The sequence below is a fragment of the Abyssibacter profundi genome (genome assembly GCF_003151135.1).
GTDB lineage: Bacteria > Pseudomonadota > Gammaproteobacteria > Nevskiales > OUC007 > Abyssibacter > Abyssibacter profundi.
The window spans coordinates 94,055-112,467 of record NZ_QEQK01000001.1 but is presented as its reverse complement, the minus strand read 5'-3'; the positions used below and the strand labels follow the sequence as shown (position 1 = coordinate 112,467).

At 61.9% G+C, this 18,413-nt stretch carries 16 protein-coding genes; 14 read left to right on the top strand and 2 right to left on the bottom strand.

The genetic code is table 11. The annotated features are described in order from the left end of the window. Positions 1-16 precede the first annotated feature (16 nt). Together sucD and DEH80_RS00520 are read left to right on the top strand one after the other, a co-directional pair. A complete protein-coding gene (gene sucD, locus DEH80_RS00525) occupies positions 17-886 on the top strand; it encodes a succinate--CoA ligase subunit alpha (protein WP_109718516.1) in 870 nt (289 codons plus the stop codon). A 35-nt stretch (positions 887-921) separates the two neighbouring features. Next, on the top strand, positions 922-2,559 hold the full coding sequence (locus DEH80_RS00520) for an NAD+ synthase (protein WP_109718515.1): 1,638 nt from the start codon (positions 922-924) through the stop codon (positions 2,557-2,559). 89 nt (positions 2,560-2,648) lie between these two features. On the opposite strand, the gene DEH80_RS00515 is transcribed toward DEH80_RS00520, so the two are convergent. Then, positions 2,649-3,557, bottom strand: a complete 909-nt coding sequence (locus DEH80_RS00515) for an outer membrane protein assembly factor BamD (RefSeq protein ID WP_165831199.1) — start codon at positions 3,555-3,557, stop codon at positions 2,649-2,651. Positions 3,558-3,600: 43 nt separating this feature from the next. On the opposite strand from DEH80_RS00515, the gene DEH80_RS00510 reads away from it, so the two are divergent. The 6 genes from DEH80_RS00510 to DEH80_RS00485 all read left to right on the top strand — a co-directional run bounded on the left by DEH80_RS00510 (position 3,601) and on the right by DEH80_RS00485 (position 12,728). Beyond that, entirely contained in the window at positions 3,601-4,554 is a 954-nt protein-coding gene (locus tag DEH80_RS00510; RefSeq protein ID WP_207774353.1) for an RluA family pseudouridine synthase, read from the top strand. Then, entirely contained in the window at positions 4,551-5,282 is a 732-nt protein-coding gene (pgeF, locus tag DEH80_RS00505; RefSeq protein WP_109718513.1) for a peptidoglycan editing factor PgeF, read from the top strand. The genes DEH80_RS00510 and pgeF overlap by 4 nt, the downstream gene beginning before the upstream one ends. Before the next feature lie 174 nt (positions 5,283-5,456). Continuing rightward, positions 5,457-7,703 carry a DUF1302 domain-containing protein gene (locus tag DEH80_RS00500; RefSeq protein WP_109718512.1) on the top strand — a complete coding sequence of 749 codons (2,247 nt, stop codon included), beginning with the start codon at positions 5,457-5,459 and terminating at the stop codon, positions 7,701-7,703. 49 nt (positions 7,704-7,752) lie between these two features. Next, complete coding sequence (locus tag DEH80_RS00495; RefSeq protein WP_109718511.1) at positions 7,753-9,108, top strand: DUF1329 domain-containing protein; 1,356 nt, start codon at positions 7,753-7,755, stop codon at positions 9,106-9,108. Between the two features lie 65 nt (positions 9,109-9,173). Beyond that, a complete protein-coding gene (locus DEH80_RS00490; protein WP_109718510.1) occupies positions 9,174-10,115 on the top strand; it encodes a WD40/YVTN/BNR-like repeat-containing protein in 942 nt (313 codons plus the stop codon). A 39-nt stretch (positions 10,116-10,154) separates the two neighbouring features. After that, positions 10,155-12,728, top strand: a complete 2,574-nt coding sequence (locus tag DEH80_RS00485) for an efflux RND transporter permease subunit (protein ID WP_109718509.1) — start codon at positions 10,155-10,157, stop codon at positions 12,726-12,728. A 49-nt stretch (positions 12,729-12,777) separates the two neighbouring features. On the opposite strand, the gene DEH80_RS00480 is transcribed toward DEH80_RS00485, so the two are convergent. Beyond that, positions 12,778-13,605, bottom strand: a complete 828-nt coding sequence (locus tag DEH80_RS00480; protein WP_109718508.1) for a symmetrical bis(5'-nucleosyl)-tetraphosphatase — start codon at positions 13,603-13,605, stop codon at positions 12,778-12,780. Positions 13,606-13,747: 142 nt separating this feature from the next. Between DEH80_RS00480 and DEH80_RS00475 the strand changes: the two genes are divergently transcribed. From DEH80_RS00475 to DEH80_RS00450, 6 genes are all read left to right on the top strand, one after another. Continuing rightward, entirely contained in the window at positions 13,748-13,945 is a 198-nt protein-coding gene (locus DEH80_RS00475; RefSeq protein WP_109718507.1) for a Flp family type IVb pilin, read from the top strand. Positions 13,946-13,957: 12 nt separating this feature from the next. After that, positions 13,958-14,416, top strand: a complete 459-nt coding sequence (locus DEH80_RS00470) for a prepilin peptidase (protein ID WP_165831198.1) — start codon at positions 13,958-13,960, stop codon at positions 14,414-14,416. Beyond that, positions 14,413-14,913 carry a TadE/TadG family type IV pilus assembly protein gene (locus DEH80_RS00465; protein ID WP_165831197.1) on the top strand — a complete coding sequence of 167 codons (501 nt, stop codon included), beginning with the start codon at positions 14,413-14,415 and terminating at the stop codon, positions 14,911-14,913. The genes DEH80_RS00470 and DEH80_RS00465 overlap by 4 nt, the downstream gene beginning before the upstream one ends. A 73-nt stretch (positions 14,914-14,986) precedes the next feature. After that, entirely contained in the window at positions 14,987-15,871 is an 885-nt protein-coding gene (cpaB, locus tag DEH80_RS00460; RefSeq protein ID WP_133249064.1) for a Flp pilus assembly protein CpaB, read from the top strand. After that, positions 15,868-17,223, top strand: a complete 1,356-nt coding sequence (locus tag DEH80_RS00455; RefSeq protein ID WP_109718503.1) for a type II and III secretion system protein family protein — start codon at positions 15,868-15,870, stop codon at positions 17,221-17,223. Before cpaB ends, DEH80_RS00455 begins: the two co-directional genes overlap by 4 nt. Before the next feature lie 8 nt (positions 17,224-17,231). Beyond that, a complete protein-coding gene (locus DEH80_RS00450) occupies positions 17,232-18,410 on the top strand; it encodes a CpaE/TadZ family protein (protein ID WP_109718502.1) in 1,179 nt (392 codons plus the stop codon). Positions 18,411-18,413: the final 3 nt, after the last annotated feature.

Genomic DNA, 18,413 nt, shown 5'->3' with positions numbered 1-18,413 from the left:
ACACAAGGATTTATCAATGAGCATCTTGATTGACAAGAACACCAAGGTCGTCGTCCAGGGCTTCACGGGTCGCCAGGGCACGTTTCACTCCGAGCAGGCCATTGCCTACGGGACGCAGCTGGTCGGAGGCGTGACGCCGGGCCGCGGCGGTGAGACCCATCTGGACCGCCCCGTGTTCAACACGGTGGCCGATGCCGTGGCAGAAACCGGCGCCAATGCCAGCATGATCTACGTGCCCGCACCGTTTGCAGCAGACGCTGTGCTTGAGGCGATCGACGCAGGCATCAAGGTGATCGTCTGCATCACCGAGCATATTCCGGTGTTGGACATGGTGCGGGTGAAGTCCGCGCTCAGCGAGACCGATGCCGTGCTGATCGGGCCGAACTGCCCGGGTGTGATTACCCCCGGCGAATGCAAGATCGGCATCATGCCGGGGCATATCCACAAGCCGGGCAAGATCGGCATTGTGTCGCGTTCCGGCACCCTGACGTATGAAGCCGTGTTCCAGACCACGAACAACGGCCTGGGGCAATCCACCTGTGTCGGCATCGGCGGCGACCCGGTGCACGGGATGGGCTTTATCGATGTGATCTCCCGTTTCCAGGAAGACCCGCAGACCGAAGGCATCATCATGGTCGGCGAGATCGGTGGCTCCAAGGAAGAGGAGGCGGCCGAGTACATCAAGGCGCATGTCACCAAGCCCGTGGTGGCCTATATCGCGGGTGTGACGGCGCCTCCCGGCAAGCGCATGGGGCATGCGGGCGCGATTATTTCGGGCGGTAAGGGTACGGCCGACGACAAATTCGCCGCGCTGGAAGCAGCGGGTGTCACCACCGTGCGGTCACCGGCGGATCTCGGCGAGGCCATCGCCAAGGCCCTGGCCTGATCCGTCCTCACCCCGCGTCCTTCCGGGGATAAGACATGGCAAGAACGCTGCGGGTCTGTATGGCCCAGCTCAACCTGTGGGTGGGTGATGTCGAGGGCAACGTCGACAAGATGGTCCAGGCCGCCATCGAGGCCCGCGATACCCACCAGGCCGATCTCGTCGTGTTTCCGGAGCTGGCCGTGCTGGGCTATCCGCCTGACGATTTGCTGCTGCGGCGTGGTCTGCCCGGCAAGGTCAAGGATGGCTTGACCCGCATCCGGCGGGAGGTTTCTGGAATCGGGGTGATTGTCGGCTACCCGGAATACACGGACGGCGGCATTTACAACGCCGCTGACGTGTACCTGGGCGACAAGCGCGTGGCCAAGTACCGCAAGCAGAAGCTACCGAACTACGGTGTCTTCGACGAGGAACGGCATTTCGCGCAGGGCGATAAGACCTGCGTGTTCGAGATGGCCGGACTGACGATCGGCCTGACGATTTGCGAGGACATCTGGGAGCCGGGGCCGACGGCAGATGTTGCCAAGGCCGGCGCCAGCCTGCTGATCAACATCAACGCCTCGCCGTTCCACGAAACCAAGCACGAACAGCGCAATCAGGTGCTGGCGGAACGGGCGCGCGAAACCGGGCTGTCCATCGTCTACGTCAATTGCGTGGGCGGGCAGGACGAGTTGGTTTTCGACGGTGATTCGATGGCGGCGCGCTATGACGGGCAGATCATCGCCCGGGCGCCGACCTTCGAGGAAGGGGTGTTCTTGGCAGACGTGCCCATCGACCATGTGGCCAACGCCAAGCCGGCCAAGAAGACCGATAAGTCCATGGAGCAGCTCTGCTGGCAGGCGCTGACCATGTCAATTGCCGACTACGTCAATCGCAATCGCTTTGATGGCGTGCTGATCGGTTTGTCGGGCGGCATTGATTCTTCGCTGGTATTGGCGCTGGCAGTTGATGCGCTGGGCGCGGACCGCGTCTGGTGCGTGGCCATGCCTTCTCGCTATACCTCTGAACTCTCTCGCCGCGAGGCGCGTGCGCAGGCCGAACGCCTGGGTGTGCGCTTTTCCGACATCGGTATCGAACCGATGGTGGAGCAGTTCGGCGATGCCCTGGCCGCTGAGTTCGCTGGCTGCGAGGTGGACGTCACCGAGGAGAATATCCAGTCTCGTGTGCGCGGCACGCTGCTGATGGCCCTGTCCAACAAATTTCGCTATCTCGTGCTGGCAACGGGTAACAAGAGCGAACTGGCGACCGGTTATGCAACGCTTTACGGCGATATGGCTGGTGGCTTTGCGCCACTCAAGGATGTCTACAAGACATTGGTCTTCAAGCTGGCCAACTGGCGCAACGCCCAGGTGAAGTCGGGCGAGTCACCGGTCATACCGCAGGCTGTGATCGACCGACCGCCGTCTGCGGAACTGCGCGATGATCAGCAGGATTCCGATAGCCTGCCGCCGTACGAAACCCTCGATGCCATCATCCGCGCCTATGTCGAGGACCACGCAACCCTGGCTGAGATTGCGGAGCAGGGGTTCGATGGCGAACTGGTCAAGCGGGTGGCCCGCATGATTCGGCATAACGAATACAAGCGCCGGCAGGCACCGCCGGGGCCCAAGGTCACAGCCCGGGCCTTTGGCCGGGATCGCCGCTACCCGATTACCGCGGTCTACGAAGACATCTAGTCCGGTACGCAGGTCGGGCAGGGCGATCGATGCTGCGCGACGGTCGCCCCTGCCCATAGCGGACGACCGTGGCCACGCCAGCCGCTGCGCTAAGGCGCGCTGTCTTCCGATGCGTCGTCGCTGGTCACCGTTTCGGGGCCGGTTCGGTCGATGACCGGCGGCAGGCTGAGCTGCTCTGGCTTGGCGTGCGGACCCGACGTTTCGGTTGCTGGCGTGACAGGCGCGCCATAGTTGGCTTGCGCAAGTGACGCTGTGGCCTCGGCCAACTCGGTCAGCTCCAGCGACCGATAGGCGGATTCAAGCATGCCCAGGGTTTCCGGAATAACCGATGTGCCCTGGAACCGCTCCAGAATGTCTTCGGCACGGCGACTGGCGGCGACATAGGCCTTGCGCTTCATGTAATAGCGCGCGATCTCCAACTCATGCTGAGCCACGCGATCCCGTAGCAATACCATGCGCTGGCGGGCATCCGGTGCGTAGCGGCTGTCCGGATAGCGCTGGATGAGCTGTCCAAAGGCATCGAAGGCGCGACGTGCGTAGGTCGGGTCGTAGCTATGCGAGTCCGACCAGGGCAGCAGGTCGCCGTCGGCATTGGCGCGGCTGTAGTGGATCAGGCCGCGCAGGTAATACACGTATTCGATCTGGGGGTGCCGCGGGTGCTCGCGCAAAAACCGGTCCGCGTCGGCCAGCGCACTATCCGGTGCATAGGCCTTGTAGTTGGCGTAGATCAGTTCGAGCTGGGCCTGCGTCGCGTACTGCGAAAATGGAAAGCGCAGCAGAATGGCGCGGTACTGGCCGATGGCGCCGTCATAGTCGGCCGCATCCAGCGAACGGCGGGCCATCCGGTAGACCTGATCAGCCTGCAGGCGTAGCAAGCGCTTGGGCAGCTCGTCGCGAAACGGATTCGCGGGTGCCAGGGCATCATCGTCGCTGGCGCAGCCGCCAAGCACTAGACTCGCGCCGACCAGCAAGAGGGCCGGCAGTCGGATGGCTATCATTCGGGGTCGTGTTCTCAGAAGAGGCCGCAAGAGTATACCGATCGTGTCAACGAGTTCCGACATTCGAGTGTTTGAGGTTCCGGAAGTTCTCTCCGGCGCGCGCCTGGATCGTGCGCTGGCCGAACTGATGGTCGATGTTTCGCGCAGTCGTGTGCAGCGATGGATCCAGGACGGGCGCGTGCGTATCGACCAAGCGCTGATCACGAATCAGCGCGCTGCGGTGCAGACCGGTCAGCATATAGAGGTCGACCCAGTCTTCGAGGCAGCGGTGGAAACAGCGCCCGAAGCGATGCCGCTGGAAGTCGTGCATGAAGACGACGATTGTCTGGTAATCAATAAGCCGGCTGGGTTGGTCGTCCATCCCGGGGCGGGACAGCCCCGGGGCACCTTGCAGAACGCCCTGTTGCATCACGACCCGCAGCTGCAGCAACTGCCGCGCGCTGGTTTGATTCACCGGCTGGATAAGCTGACCAGCGGTCTGCTGATCATCGCGCGCCATCCGGAGGCGTACCACCGGCTCTCGCAGGCCATGCAGGCGCGGTCGATTCGGCGGCAGTACCAGGCCCTGGTCTGGGGGCGCGTGATTGCCGGCGACCGGATCGATGCCCCGCTGGGGCGTCACCCGCAGGATCGAACACGCTTTGCCGTCCGGCGTGACGGTCGGCATGCGGTTACTCATTACCGCGTGCGTTCCCGCTGGGCGCACCATAGCCTGCTGGACGTGCGTTTGGAGACGGGGCGCACGCATCAGATTCGGGTACATCTGCAAAGCAGGGGATTTCCGATCGTCGGTGATCCGCAGTACGGGCGACGCGGCAGTGGCCTGGCGGGGGCAACGGACAGCCTGCAAGCCGAGTTACATGGCTTTCGTCGCCAGGCGTTGCACGCGTTTGAGCTGGGTTTCGAGCAGCCCATGACGGGTGAGTCGATCCAGCTGCGTGCGCCGCTCCCCGCGGATTTTCAGGCGCTGGTTGCGGCGCTTGGTCCGCCGGAGTGAACGTCGAAGTCATCCAGCCGCAGTGGCCGGCGCCACCATGGGTGCGGGCGGCTGCCAGCACACGGTCGGGTGGCGGCAGTCGTGGCGCATACGCGTCGCTCAACCTGGCGCTGCACTGCGGTGACGATGACGCCGCCGTGCGCGCGAATCGACGCGCCTGGCAGGTCGCCTGTGGCATGCCAGCCCAGCCCGCGTGGATGCAACAAGTGCATGGCCGCAATGTGGCGCAGGAACCGGACGGACATGCAGTGCCGGTTGCCGATGCCGCCGTGTCGACCCAGCCGCGCAGACCGCTGGTCGTGATGACAGCCGATTGTCTTCCCATTCTGCTGGCGTGTCGTCGCCGGCGGTGGGTGGCGGTTGTTCATGCGGGTTGGCGGGGCTTGGCCGATGGGGTGATTGCGGCAGCCGCTGCACACGCGGCCGCTGACGCGGCGCTGGTCGCCTGGATCGGTCCCTGCATCCGCGCGGCGCACTACGAGGTCGATGCCAAGCTGCGTGATCGTTTGCTCGCGACCCCGACAGGATCGGCAGAGGATTTCGTCGAGACCCGGCCCGGACACTGGCAAGCCAACCTGCCGGCAATCGCCATGCGCCAGCTCGAAGCCCTTGATATTGCGGGATTTGATTCCCGCCTTGATACGTATTCCGACCCCGGGCGCTTTTATTCCTATCGCCGTGACAGGGGGCAAACGGGTCGCCAAGCCTGTGCGATTTGGATTGAGTAGATGCGCTAAGTGTTCGTTGCGGTGGGAATTTTTGTCTGCTTAAATACCGCCGAGAATATTAGGCGGGGCTGCAGAGGAGAGCAGGCAGCCCCTATGAAGCGTCCGGCCCGGTTGGGGTCCGCCAAGGAGAGGTGGAGCCGGGACAAGAAAACGCCTTTCGGGGGATGACGATCCATGGCGATGTTGAATGTTGTGCGTGCGACCAAGCGCGCTAAGTGGTGTATGCCGTCCGTGCGTAGTGCACTACTGGGCAGTGCGGCAGCGATGCTGGTGGGGGTGAGCTCCACGGCCACCGCAGTCCAGTTCGAGATCGGTCCGTTCGAGGGCAGTGTCGATAGCTTGCTGACCGCCGGCGCCGCTTGGCGTGTGCAGGATCGGGCGCAACACCTGATCGGCAAGTCCAACCTGAATCCCGGCCTTTGTGTTCGGACCAACCGAACCGGTAATCCGGACGCCGCCGGTCCGTTGACCTACGAACCCGGTGCGATCAACGGCGCCTGTTCGGCGACCGCAGAATCGAATGATCCCCGGTTCGCCGACGCCAACGAGGAATTCGTTGCTGCTCCGGGGTCGTTTTCGCCGAACTCGGACAACGGCAACCTGAACTACGACAAGGGCGATGTCGTGTCGGCTGCGGTGAAGCTGAACTCGGAGATCAGCTTTGACATGCCGTTCCCGATTGGTGGCTCGCTGAGCTTCTACGCCAACCCGATCTTTTTGTTCGACGCCGATTCCGTCAATTTCGACCAAACGCATCCGGATACGACCTTGCAGCCTGCCTCCACGCCGCGGCCGGCCGCCGTGGATCGTCTGGCAGGGTCCAGCTTCGATTGGTCGAGCTACCACGTCAGTGGTTACCTGCCGTTCTTTGGTGATCGCGAGATTCTCTTGCGCGTCGGCCGCCAGGGTGTGAACTGGGGTGAGTCCACCGCGCTGGTCTTCAACAGCATCAACGCGGTGAATCCGCCGCATGGCGTGCGTGCTCGCCTACCGGGCTTCCAGCTGGAAGAAGCGTTCCAGGCCGTGGGCATGGCTTTCATTAGCACCGACTTGACCGCCGACCTGTTCATGGAGGCCTTCTACCAGTACGAGTGGAAGCCGGCGATTGCCGACCCCGTGGGCACCTTCTTCTCGGTTAGCGATACCGTGGGCGCAGGCGGAACCTACGCCATGCTGTCCTTCTCTAAGGCGCCAGAAGATCCGGAGAATATTTATTCGTCTGCGGACAACAGCGCCAATGATTCGTCCGGCGCCTTGACCGATTCAGGCCGCACCGTGATGCGAGTCGATGACGTGCGTCCCAAGGACGATGGTCAGTATGGTGTGGCGCTGAAGTACTTCGCCAGCTGGCTGAACAACGGCACCGAACTGGCGTTGTATTACTCCAACTACCATGCCCGCATTCCAAGCGTGTCCGCCTATGCGGCGGACCCCACCTGCATCAGCGGCAGCAGCACCACGGCCTTGGAAGCGGCCATCGACTGCAACGGCTTCATTGCCGCTGGCGGCGACAGCGCCCTGCCGGTCGATACGCTGCAGCTGTTCGTGGAGTATCCGGAAGACATCAAGCTCTACGGTTTCTCGTTCAACACCACCGTGGGTGATCTGGCGTTCTCGGGCGAGTATTCCTTCCGCGAAAACCTGCCCACCCAGGTGCACTCGACCGATCTGGTCTACGCAGCCCTGCAGCCAGCCTTCCCGGAGAACTCGATCGAGATTCCGGGCGTGGCCACGGTGCCAGGTCGTCGTGCAGCGGTTCCGGACTTCGTGAACACGCTTTATCGTGATAATCCGGTGGATCCCGACGGCACCATGGATGGTGTGGAGAACTACTACATCCGCGGTTGGGAGCCCCAGAAGGTCCACCAGATGCAGTTCACACTGCTGAATACCTGGGGTGGTGCGAACTGGTTTGATGCCTCGCAGATCATCGGCATCTTCGAGTTCGGCGGGACGTTGTTCCCAGACATGCCAGAGCTGAGCGAATTGCAGTTCAATGGGGCCGAAGTGAATACCCACGCCTCGGTTGGTGCTGACAGCACGACGAACGGCTTCGATAGCGCCAACCTGGGTGTCTGTGACGATACGTGCCGACAGAACCCGACCGCTCAGCCGCTGGATCAATTCCCGACGCGTTTCTCATGGGGTATCCGCGCCGTGGCGTTGTTCCGCTACCAGAACGCCTTGTTCGGCGCCAACATCGAGCCGCTGCTGGGCTTCTTCTGGGACGTCAACGGCATCGCGCCGGGTCTGGGGCAGAACTTCGTCGAAGGCAACAAGCAGATCCTGACGGGGCTGCGCTTCGATTATCTGAACAAGTGGATCGGCGAAGTGCGGCTGACCACGTTCACCGGCGGGTCGGACTACAACTCGCGTCGAGACAGGGACAACGTGTCGGTTTATCTCGGTTACACGTTCTAGTCTCAATCGATATAACAACAGCGCCGCGGGCGCGATAAGGGGAGATTGCATGCGTCACTGGATCGCAGGCTTGGCCATGGGTGGCCTTAGCGTAGGGGCGGCGACTGCCGGCGTCTCCCAGGAAGAAGCCGACGAGCTTAGCAAGTCGCTGACACCGGTCGGTGCCGTCCAGGCGGGCGATGAGGCCCTGGGTTTGCCGCCTTGGGAGGGCGGGCTCCAGGAAGCTCCACGGTCATACAAGGGGGCGGGTCGTCGATACACCGACCCGTTCCCTGACGACAAGCCGCAGTTCGTCATCACCGCCGACAACCTCGACGAGTACCGAGACAAGCTGACGGTGGGCCAGCTCGCCCTGTTCGAGCGTTACCCGGAAACCTATGTCATGCCGGTGTACGAAACCCGGCGGACCTTCGCCAATCCGCAGTTCATCTACGACGCCACCAAGGAAAACGCGCTCAACGCGGAGTTAAGCGGCGGTGGCGATACGGTGACCGGCGCTGTGACCGGCGTGCCGTTTCCGATTCCCAAGAACGGCCATGAGGTCATCTGGAACCACAAGACGCGCTATCGCGACTTTTCCGTGCGCCGGTGGAACAATCAGGCGGCCGTGACATCCAGTGGTGCGTATAACCTCGTCAAGCTCCGTGAGGATGTGACCTTCCGGTACAGCCAGCCCGGTATCGAGCCGGAAGATCTGGATAACGTGTTGTTGTATTTCCTCCAGGTGACGACCGAGCCGCCGCGTCTGGCCGGTCAGATCCTGCTGGTGCACGAAACCATGGACCAGCTTAGGGAGCCGCGTGCTGCCTGGTTGTACAACCCGGGCCAGCGTCGTTTGCGACGTGCGCCCAACGTGGCTTACGACAATCCCGGCACTGGCTCTGACGGCCTGAGAACCAACGACCAGACGGACACCTTCAACGGTGCCATGGATCGTTACGACTGGAAGCTGGTGGGCAAGACTGAAATCTACGCGCCCTACAATAGCTACAAGATTCATTCGGACGAGTACGACTACGATGACATCATCCAGCGTGGGCATATCGATCAGGATTTGACGCGCTACGAGTTGCACCGCGTCTGGATTGTCGATGCCACGCTTAAGGCCGGTACCAGCCACATCTACAAGCGGCGCACGTTCTACGTGGACGAAGACTCGTGGCAGATTGTTGCGGTGGATATCTACGACAAGCGTGATGAGCTGTGGCGTGTTCAGGAAAGCCATACCGCAATGGCCTACGATGTGCCGTACTTGGCACCGGTGCTTGAATCGGTTTACGACCTGCTTGCGAATCGGTATCTGGTGCAGGCAATGAACAACGAAGACGACGAGACTTATTCGATCGACGTGGACTGGGAAACCTACTTCAACCCGTCCAACGTCAAGAAGCTCGCACGTCGTTAACACTTAGCTCGGTTTGCAGGATCGTGGGCGCAGTGCGGCGCACACGCGGACAAAGGAGACACACTATGGTGCGATGCACCGTTGCCCTGGCGGCCGTCTTGGCCGCAACCGGGCTGGCCAACGCCGCTGAGATTGACAATCACCCGGCGCAGATGATGCCGCTGGCCTCGGAAAGCCTGTTGCTCGATGCCGTTAACGCGGGCCCCCGGTTTGTCGCCGTCGGGGAACGTGGCCATGTGCTGGCCTCTTTGGATGGCCATGACTGGGTGCAGGCCGAGGTGCCGACACGGGCAACGCTAACCGCCGTCACCTTTGCGGATGACGAGCATGGCTGGGCCGTTGGCCACGATGCCGTCATCGTGCATACCGACGACGGCGGGCAGACTTGGTCCTTGCAAAACTTTGAACCTGAGTTGGAGCGCCCGTTTCTCGACGTGCTGTTCCTGACGCCGCAGCGCGGGTTTGCCATCGGCGCCTACAGCCTCTTTTACGAAACCTCGGATGGGGGGCAGACCTGGACAGAACACGAGACACCGGTGCGCGAAGACGAGTGGCATTTCAACGCCATCACCCGTCTCGATAATGGTCATCTGGTCATCGTTGGCGAAAGCGGTACGGTCGCCGTATCCAGTGACGCGGGTGAAACCTGGACCTCGGCGCCGTCGCCCTATGCGGGCTCGTACTTCGATGCCGTTCCCTTCGGTGATGCCGGCTTTATGATCATCGGTCTACGCGGCAATGCGTACTGGACGACCTCGGCTGAGGACATTGTCTGGACCCAGGTCGAGACAGGGACCGGTCAGACCCTGCTGGGCGGCGCTGCCCTGCCAGGCGGCGGTGCGGTCATCGTCGGTTTGAATGGCACGGTGCTGAAAACCGTCAACAACGGCCGTGCCATGGAGCGCCTGCCTAACGGCGTGGGTGTCAGCCTCAACAGCGTGCTCGTGAATAACGGGCGTCTTCTGGCCGTGGGTGACCGCGGCAGTCACATCATCGAGCTTCGCTAGTCGACGACGGCCAATCGGCGCGCCCTAAAGGAATTCCCCATGCGAATGATCACTACCGACGACATTCTTCGAGTCGTTGAACCCCTCGTCTACGCTCGTCGCGGCCTCGGCATGTTGGTGCTGGTGCTGCTCACGGCTTTCTTCGGTTATCAGGCGGCGCTGATCAAGCCAGACGCCGGTTTCGAGAAGTCGATCCCGCTTCAACATCCGTACATGAAGGTGCTGAAGCAGTACCAATCCGCCTTCGGAGGCGGCAACCTCATCAAGGTGGCGCTCATCCAGGAAGAGGGGGAGCTCTACAACGAAGAGTTCCTCGATACGCTGCGCAAGGTGACCGATGAGGTCTTCTTCATCCCGGGGGTGGATCGCTCTCGTGTGTCCTCGCTGTTCACGCCGGATGTGCGTTACACCGAGGTGGTCGAGGGCGGATTCGCGGGTGGCAACGTCATCCCGGCCGAATACCAGCCCAATGAGGAGATGTTCGACCTGATCAAGACCAATGTCGGCAAGGCCGGCATTATCGGACGTCTGGTGACGCAGGATCAGACCGGGGCGATGGTCAATGCCGAGCTGCTCGAGTTCGACCCGATTACCGGCGAGAAGCTCGACTACCGCAAGGTGTCGCACCAGCTTGAAGAGATCCGTAAAACCTACGAAACCGAGAACATCAAGATCCACATCATCGGTTTCGCCAAGGTGGTGGGCGATGTCACCGATGCAACGCTGGAAGTGGTGGGCTTCTTCCTGCTGACATTGCTGATGACGCTGGTGCTGCTGTGGTTCTACACCGGCTCGTTCAAGCTGGCGGTCCTGCCCTTGGTCTGTTCTATCGTGGCCGTGATCTGGGAGTTCGGTCTGCTCAGACTATTCGGCTACGGATTGGACCCGTTTGCGATTCTCGTGCCGTTCCTGGTGTTGTCGGTGTCGGTCTCGCATGGTGTGCAGTACGCCAACGCCTGGGTGGCAGAGGTCGCGCATAACGGACGTGACAGCTTTGATGCATCGCTGCAGACCTTCCGGCGCCTTGCGATTCCTGGCACCACCGCCCTGATCACCGATGTGGCGGGCTTTGCAACGATCTACCTGATTCCGATCGACATTATTCGTGAGATGTCGCTCAACGCCGCCTTTGGTGTGGCCGCGATCATCGTGACCAACAAGGTGATGATGCCGATCTGGCTGACCTGGATCAAAATCGGGAACGTCGAGGAGTTCAAGCGCAAGCAGGCCGTTCGTGATCGGTTTGGCGATGGCCTATGGCGCCTGATTGCCAAGAACACACGCCGTACCCCGGCGATCGTGACCCTGCTGATCTGCTCAATCCTGCTGGGGTGGTCGATCTGGAAGTACGACGACCTGCTGGTGGGTGATTCGCAGGCTGGCGTGCCGGAGTTGCGGCCGGATTCGCGCTATAACCAGGATTCACGGGCGATCGTCGATAATTTCTCCATCGGCGTGGATATCCTCAAAGTCATTGCCGAAACGGCCCCCGAAGCCTGTATTCGCTACGAGCAGATGGAAACCATCGACCGGTTCGCCTGGGAGATGAGCAATCTCACGGATGAGGTCCAGTCGGTTATCTCGCTGCCGCAGGTCGCCAAAATCATCAACGCGGGCTGGAATGAAGGCTCATTGGCCTGGCGGGTCTTGCCTCGCAACCGCTATGTCATCGTGCAGGCGATCACGCCGGTGGATACCTCGTCGGGCCTGCTGAACCCGGATTGCTCGGCCATGCCGGTGCTGATCTTCACCAAGGATCACAAGGCGACGACGATCCATACCATCACCGATGCGGTCAAAGCGTTTAACGAGGCCAATCGGGAGGCTTTCTACGAGGAGCATCCCGAGGTCACGCGCGAGTACTGTGCCGAGAAAAGCGCCAAGCGTGATCAGTTGGGCCGTATGCGCATGGAACGCGACAATCTCGCCGCATTGCAGACCGCGGAGCCCAACGCCACGCGCGCCGAGGAACTGGAAGCGCTGAACACGCGCTACGGGGAAGTCGAGGACGAGTTCGCCGCGATGGAGCAGTTCTGTCCGGTGAACTTTGCGCTGGCGTCCGGGAACGTCGGTGTGATGGCTGCCACCAATGAGGTGGTCGAAGCCCAGGAAATCCAGGTGGTGTTCTGGGTGTACGTCGTGGTCGTGACCTTCCTGTGGCTGTCGTTCCGATCGATCTCCGGCGTGCTTTGTGTCGTGCTGCCGCTGTCGCTCGTCTCGGTGATGGCCTATGCCGTGATGGCGCAGCTGGGTATCGGTCTGAAGGTGGCGACGCTGCCGGTGGTCGCGCTGGCCGTGGGGATTGGCGTGGACTACGGGATTTATGTCTACAGTCAGCTCGCCGATGGCGTGAATCGCGGTATGACGCTGGAAGAGTCGTTCTACCGGACGCTGTCACAGACCGGTAAGGCCGTGGTGTTTACCGGTGTCGCGCTGGGGCTGGGCGTGGGGACCTGGCTATTCTCCGCCCTGCAGTTCCAGGCCGATATGGGCATTCTGCTGGTCTTCATGTTCACCGCGAACATGTTCGGGGCCATTCTGGTGATGCCTGCGCTAGCCCATTTCCTTGTCACCAAGGAGAGCGCGGCCAAGACGGGGCTTACCAGTCACTAGCGCTTGCCGTTAGACCAACAACGCCCGGCTCGTCCGGGCGTTGTTGGTTCTAGTCGCCCGGTTGTCGGTGCAAAGGACAGGACACCGAGGCCAGGTGACCGTCTTCCAGGCGCAGTGCTGTGAGCGAGCCGCCCCAGACGCAGCCGGTATCCAGGCCAACGACGTTGTGCTCCGGCCAGCGGACCGTGCCTAGGGTTGACCAATGGCCGAACACGATTTGGGTGTCACGGCTGCGACGTCCCGCCACAGCAAACCATGGAACGGCAGACTGGTCTGTGCCGGGCTGTCCCTTGGCGGACAGGTCCAGGCGCCCGTCGGGGCGACAGAAGCGCATGCGCGTCAGACAATTCACGATGAGCCTCAGTCTGTCCGCCTCTTGATGCGCCGGGTCCCAGTGGTCTGGTTCGTTGCCGTACATGGCGGAGAGAAACGCTGAGCGGCCCTCCCCCAGCAATTGCGACTGCACTGTTCGGGCATGGGCGAGCACTTCGTCCACCGACCAGTCCCGGTACACACCGGCATGCACGATCAGGGTGTTAAAGGCGGGGAGGTGAATGGCGAGCGGTCGACTCGCCAGCCATTGCAGTAGCGCGTCGCCATCGGCCGCCTCCAGAATCGGAACCAGGTCGGGCTGGGCTTTGGGCGCAACGCCGAAGGCTTGCGCCAGCAAGTGCAGGTCGTGATTGCCCAGGACGCAGTCGACTTGCGCCCGTAGGTTGTAGACCGCCCGCAGGGTTTGCAGCGAGTCGGGGCCCCGATTCACGAGGTCACCTGCAATCCAAAGTCGGTCGCTGGCTGGATCAAATTGGATGTGTTCCAGCAGGCGCATGAAATCGTCGTAGCAACCCTGCAGATCCCCGACAATCCAATGACTCATCCGGTGCTTCCCTTTCTGCCATGAGTGATCACCGACAAGCGGTGGCAGCCAGCCGGCTCACCGTTGTTGCGGCCAACCGGCGCGGTGTTAACAATACCGTTACAAAAAATGATTCTCGCGTGTACGAGAAAGGAACCCCGCAATGCTCAGTTACGTCTTGACTCTCTACAAACTCTGGCGTGATGACGAGGCGGCCAGTGCGGTTGAATACGGATTGGTCATCGGACTGATTGCGGTGGCTCTCATCGTCATTCTTGGGTCGCTGGGCGAAGGCCTAGAGGCCTTGTTCAAGGAGGCCTGCGACGAGGTGGTCGACGGCGGTTGTTCCTCCGGCAGCTAACGCTGTCCGCTGGTGTCCGGCACGCTGCTCGCCTTGGCTTGGGCCGGCTGGGCAATACTCATTGCTTGGATCGACTGGCGCCATCGTCGCGTGAATAACCGCTGGTGGCTGGTCGCGTTGCCACTGGCCATACTGACGCCCTTCGCACTCCATGATGGATGGGCGTGGGCTGTGTTTCTCAGCCTGACGGGCTTGCTGCTGGCGCTGGTGCTGCACCTGGGCGTGTGGAGCCGAGGCTGGATTGGTGGCGCTGACGTGAAGGCCTATGCCATTGTCGGCTGGTCGTTCGGGGCGCTGGTTTGGCTGGAAGTGTTCGCGATTGCATCACTCATGCTGGCGGTCGCCGCATGCTTGCAGCGGCGACGGGCCGAACAGCGTCATCGGCGTATTCCCATGCTGCCGGCATTGTCCGCCAGTGTGCTGGCATGGATATTCACTGGCCCCTGGTGGGTTGGAGGACAAGGGTTTTGACCATCGGCCGCTTCAGCCCCGCCCGACCGCGTCAACGCGGCGCCACCGCGCTGGAGTTTGCGTTCGTATTCCCGCTGCTATTCCTGTTGATGTACGGCATTCTGGTTTATGCCTACATCTTCTTGCTGAAAGAGTCGTTGGCCTTTGTCGCGCAGGAGGCTGCGGAGTCAGCCGTGGCCGTCGACCCATTCGATAATCAGAATTACGTTGACCAGGTCCGCCAGCGTGCGCAACAAACCGCGTCGAGCCTGCTACAGTGGCTGCCAAACGACCAGCGAGAGTTGGTGGTTGGCTCGAATGGAGAACTGGTGGATGTCGACCTGGTTCCAAGTGGGGAGCAGCGGTTTGTCCGCGTACGGCTAGAATTCGTGGTGGGCGATTTGTTTCCGTCCATACCGCTCCCATTGGTTGGGCAGGCTCCACCGATGCCGGATGTGCTGAGAGCCGAGGCCTCTGCGCTGGTCGATGCCACCCGTGCCGAATCTGAGGGTGGGTGACGAAAACAGTCCTGGGTGCGGACACCGCCAGGCCGGCTATGAATAGCGAGATGAAACGAGTGGGGAGTTCAGCTTGAGCAGCTCAGCGATGAAGATCCTGGCCATCGTCATGCTGGTGATCGCCGGCTTGGCGGGGCTTGTGGCCTATCGCATCAGCGTGGAGTACGCCCGCACGCCCCAGCCTTTGCCGGAAGCGTCTGAGCAGGAAGAGGTCGCCCCCACCACGCTGGTTGTGGTGGCGTTGCAGCCGCTGGCGGCCAATGTCCAGATCCGGCGTGATGACGTCGCGCTGACGCCGGTTACGATTGCCCCCGCACATTACTTTGCCAATGTCGATGATGTCGTCGGGCGCGTACCGCTCGTGGATATCGACGCGGGTGCGCCCGTCACTCCGCGATACTTCCGTGACGCCAACGTGCTGGCCCGCATTATTCCCGCCGGCAGCAAGGCCATGTCACTGCAGATTGATGAGGTCGTCGCAGTCGGGGGCTTCGTGCGCCCAGGCGATACCGTGGATGTGCTGGTGTTCCTGCGAGGCAGCGGGACACAGGACGCCCAGGCGCGGTATTTGCTCAGGAGCGCGTTGGTATTGGGCTATGAAGAGCGCGTGATTGACCGACCCGAAGGCGTGGATGAGAGTAGCAGTACGCGGCGCCAGCGCATCCGTACCGCGGTAGTCGCCGTGCCGGAGGCCGACGTGACGCGTGTGATGCTCGGCGCCAATCTGGGCGAACTGCGCTTGGCCTTGCACGGTCAGGCGGCGACAGATGAGGGTGGCCAGACCACCGGACTGCCGCTGGCACCTGACGCGGTGAAGGCCGTTGCAGATCAAACCGCCGATGTGATCACCCGAGAGGAGCTGATTGGTATCGACAAGAAAACGCCCGCCACGGAGAGAAGGGTGCGACCACCGGTTTATGTCTACCGAGCCAACGAACTGGAGTCGGTGCGGCCATGATGATGCACAGGGGTCTGAGCATGGGGCGACTGGTCTTGGCGGTCATCTTCAGTCTGACGGCGGGACTGGCGGTCGCGTACCTGCCAGACAGCCAAGTCTTGCAGGTCGACAAAGGGACCCATGAATTGCTACGCCAGTCGGCAGATATCGAACGCGTGGCTGTTGGCGATCCCAGCGTGGCCGACGTCAATGTGATCAATCGCCGCGAAGTGCTGGTGACCGGCAAGGCGATGGGGATTACCAGTCTGTTGATCTGGGGGCGCAATGCAGGTGCGCCGCAAGAGTATCGGGTGATGGTGGGCCAACCCCCGAATCCTGCGGGTGAACTACCTGAGGATCCGGATCTCGCGCAGGCGCGCGTTGTGCCGGGTCAGGGGGTGGCGGGGCAGGTGCCCAGCCTGGGGGCCCATCGCAGGGCGCGCGCCCAGAGTGCGGAAGGCGACGCGGCCGAAGCGGTCGATGCGTCCACCGTCGCCGTGGATACCCAGGTGCATGCCGCGATCAAGATCGTCGAAGTCAGCCGCACCACGCTGGAGCAGTTTGGGTTCAACTTCATCAAGAACTCGCTGAACACCACGGTCACGGTGTCGCCACCGGGCGCCTTGTCGGGTATCGCGCAGAATCAGGAGCTGGGGAGCTTTGACCTGGCGTCGGGCTCCGGATTTCGGGCGGTTCAGGATGCGTTTCAGCTGGCGATCGGTGACGCGACCAACAGCGTATTGGGTGTCATCAGCCTGCTCGAACGCAGAGGGCTGGCTCGGACGCTGGCCGAACCCAGCCTGGTGGCGGCCAGTGGTCAGCAGGCCAGTTTCTTGGCCGGTGGCGAATTTCCAATCCCCGTGGTCCAGGGCAATAGCAATGCGGTATCCGTCGAGTTCAAGGAATTTGGCGTCCGGTTGACCATGAGTCCCACCGTATTGTCAGCGGACCGGATTGCACTGAAGGTGGCGCCGGAAGTCAGCGAATTGGATTTCAACTCCGGATTCCAGTCCGGTGGTGTTGCCGTCCCGGGGCTGGCTGTGCGTCGCACGGATACCACCATTGAACTGGGCGATGGCGAGAGCTTCGTGATCAGCGGCTTGATCAGCAACCGCCTGCAGTCCAGTGTCGACAAAATTCCCTTCCTGGGGGACGTCCCGATTCTTGGCGCTTTCTTCCGAAGCAGTCAGTACACGCGAGACGAGCGGGAGCTGATCATGGTCGTCACCCCGACGATCGTTCGTCCGTTGTCCGCCGGCGCGCAAACTCCGCCGTTGCCTGGCGCGGAACTCGACGGTTATCGCCCGGGTTTCGGAGAGTTGCTGCTGTTTGAGAACGGGCGGTTCGATACCGGCAGCGGATTCTCGGAGTAGGCCCGCTCATGAAGACGCAAGCCATACTTGTTGCGGCCGATCCGGTTTACGCCCACTGGTTGACTGAATCGCTGGGCGGCGGGGTCGAGGTGCACCTGGTCCGCGATCTAACCTCGCTGCCCGAAGTGGGGCATATCGGTCTTGCTTTTGTGGAGATCGACCCGGAGAACCCTTCCAGTGGTGCCCAGACGGTGGATCACCTGCTGGCCCGCCAGCCGGAATTGCCCGTGTTCGCAGTGGGGCTTGATTCATCCTCGGAGGCCGTGCTGAGTGCGGTGCGCGCCGGGGCACGCGATTATTTCGTACTCAACAAAGACAACGACAACCTGGCCGGATTGGTGGGCAAGGTTTTGCGCCGGGCCAGCTCGACGACCCGCGGGCAGGATCATGCACGTCTCTACACGCTGCTCAGCGCGTCGCCGAGCGACGGATTGGCGTTTCTTGGCGGACACCTCGCGCTGGCCCTGGCCGAACGCAGCGGGCCCAGCGAACGGGTGTTGCTAATCGACATGGCCAGTCCAGTCGGTGCCTCGTTGGTGTATTTCAACGTCAATCAAACCTACACGTTGGTTGATGCGCTGCATGATGTTTATCGCTGCGATCAGACCTTGATCGACACGGCCTTCGCGCGGCATGAGTCAGGCCTGTTCGTGCTGTCGCTCAGCGAGGAGACACTGGGTTTCCCAGAGCTGGATCAGCAGAATGTGGTCGCGCTCGTCGAGACCTTGCGCGCGCATTTTGGCGCCATCGTGCTGGCGGCCGATGCCCATACCTCGGTACCGGTATTGGGTACATTGGTGAGCCAGTCGACGCGTACCTTGCTGCTGTCGGATCAGTCCATTCTGCGGAGTCGCCAGAACAAGACGCTGTTGCAACGCCTGCGCGTCGAGGAGTGCGCGCTGGATCGCGCTGGACTGCTCATCGAAAACTACCGTGCGCGTCTGGGGCTGACCGCCGAAAACCTGTCCGAGCTGCTGGATCTGCCGATCTACGGCACCCTGGGCGGGCAACCCACCCAGCGCATCCATGCCATGAATGCGGGTGAACCCCTGTTTACGGTCGCGCCGCGAGATCCCTACGCACGGAGCGTGGTCGATCTTGCCGATCGTCTGGACCGATCCGGTGAAGCGGGTGAGTTGCAGCCGGCGTCCGGAGACAGCTGGGTTTCGCGACTCTTCACCAGCTAAGGG

Coding starts and splice junctions, on each gene's coding strand:
- sucD (WP_109718516.1), top strand. CDS start 17: ATGAGCATCTTGATTGACAAGAACACCAAGGTCGTCGTCCAGGGCTTC.
- DEH80_RS00520 (WP_109718515.1), top strand. CDS start 922: ATGGCAAGAACGCTGCGGGTCTGTATGGCCCAGCTCAACCTGTGGGTG.
- DEH80_RS00515 (WP_165831199.1), bottom strand. CDS start 3,557: ATGATAGCCATCCGACTGCCGGCCCTCTTGCTGGTCGGCGCGAGTCTA.
- DEH80_RS00500 (WP_109718512.1), top strand. CDS start 5,457: ATGGCGATGTTGAATGTTGTGCGTGCGACCAAGCGCGCTAAGTGGTGT.
- DEH80_RS00495 (WP_109718511.1), top strand. CDS start 7,753: ATGCGTCACTGGATCGCAGGCTTGGCCATGGGTGGCCTTAGCGTAGGG.
- DEH80_RS00490 (WP_109718510.1), top strand. CDS start 9,174: ATGGTGCGATGCACCGTTGCCCTGGCGGCCGTCTTGGCCGCAACCGGG.
- DEH80_RS00485 (WP_109718509.1), top strand. CDS start 10,155: ATGCGAATGATCACTACCGACGACATTCTTCGAGTCGTTGAACCCCTC.
- DEH80_RS00480 (WP_109718508.1), bottom strand. CDS start 13,605: ATGAGTCATTGGATTGTCGGGGATCTGCAGGGTTGCTACGACGATTTC.
- DEH80_RS00475 (WP_109718507.1), top strand. CDS start 13,748: ATGCTCAGTTACGTCTTGACTCTCTACAAACTCTGGCGTGATGACGAG.
- DEH80_RS00455 (WP_109718503.1), top strand. CDS start 15,868: ATGATGATGCACAGGGGTCTGAGCATGGGGCGACTGGTCTTGGCGGTC.
- DEH80_RS00450 (WP_109718502.1), top strand. CDS start 17,232: ATGAAGACGCAAGCCATACTTGTTGCGGCCGATCCGGTTTACGCCCAC.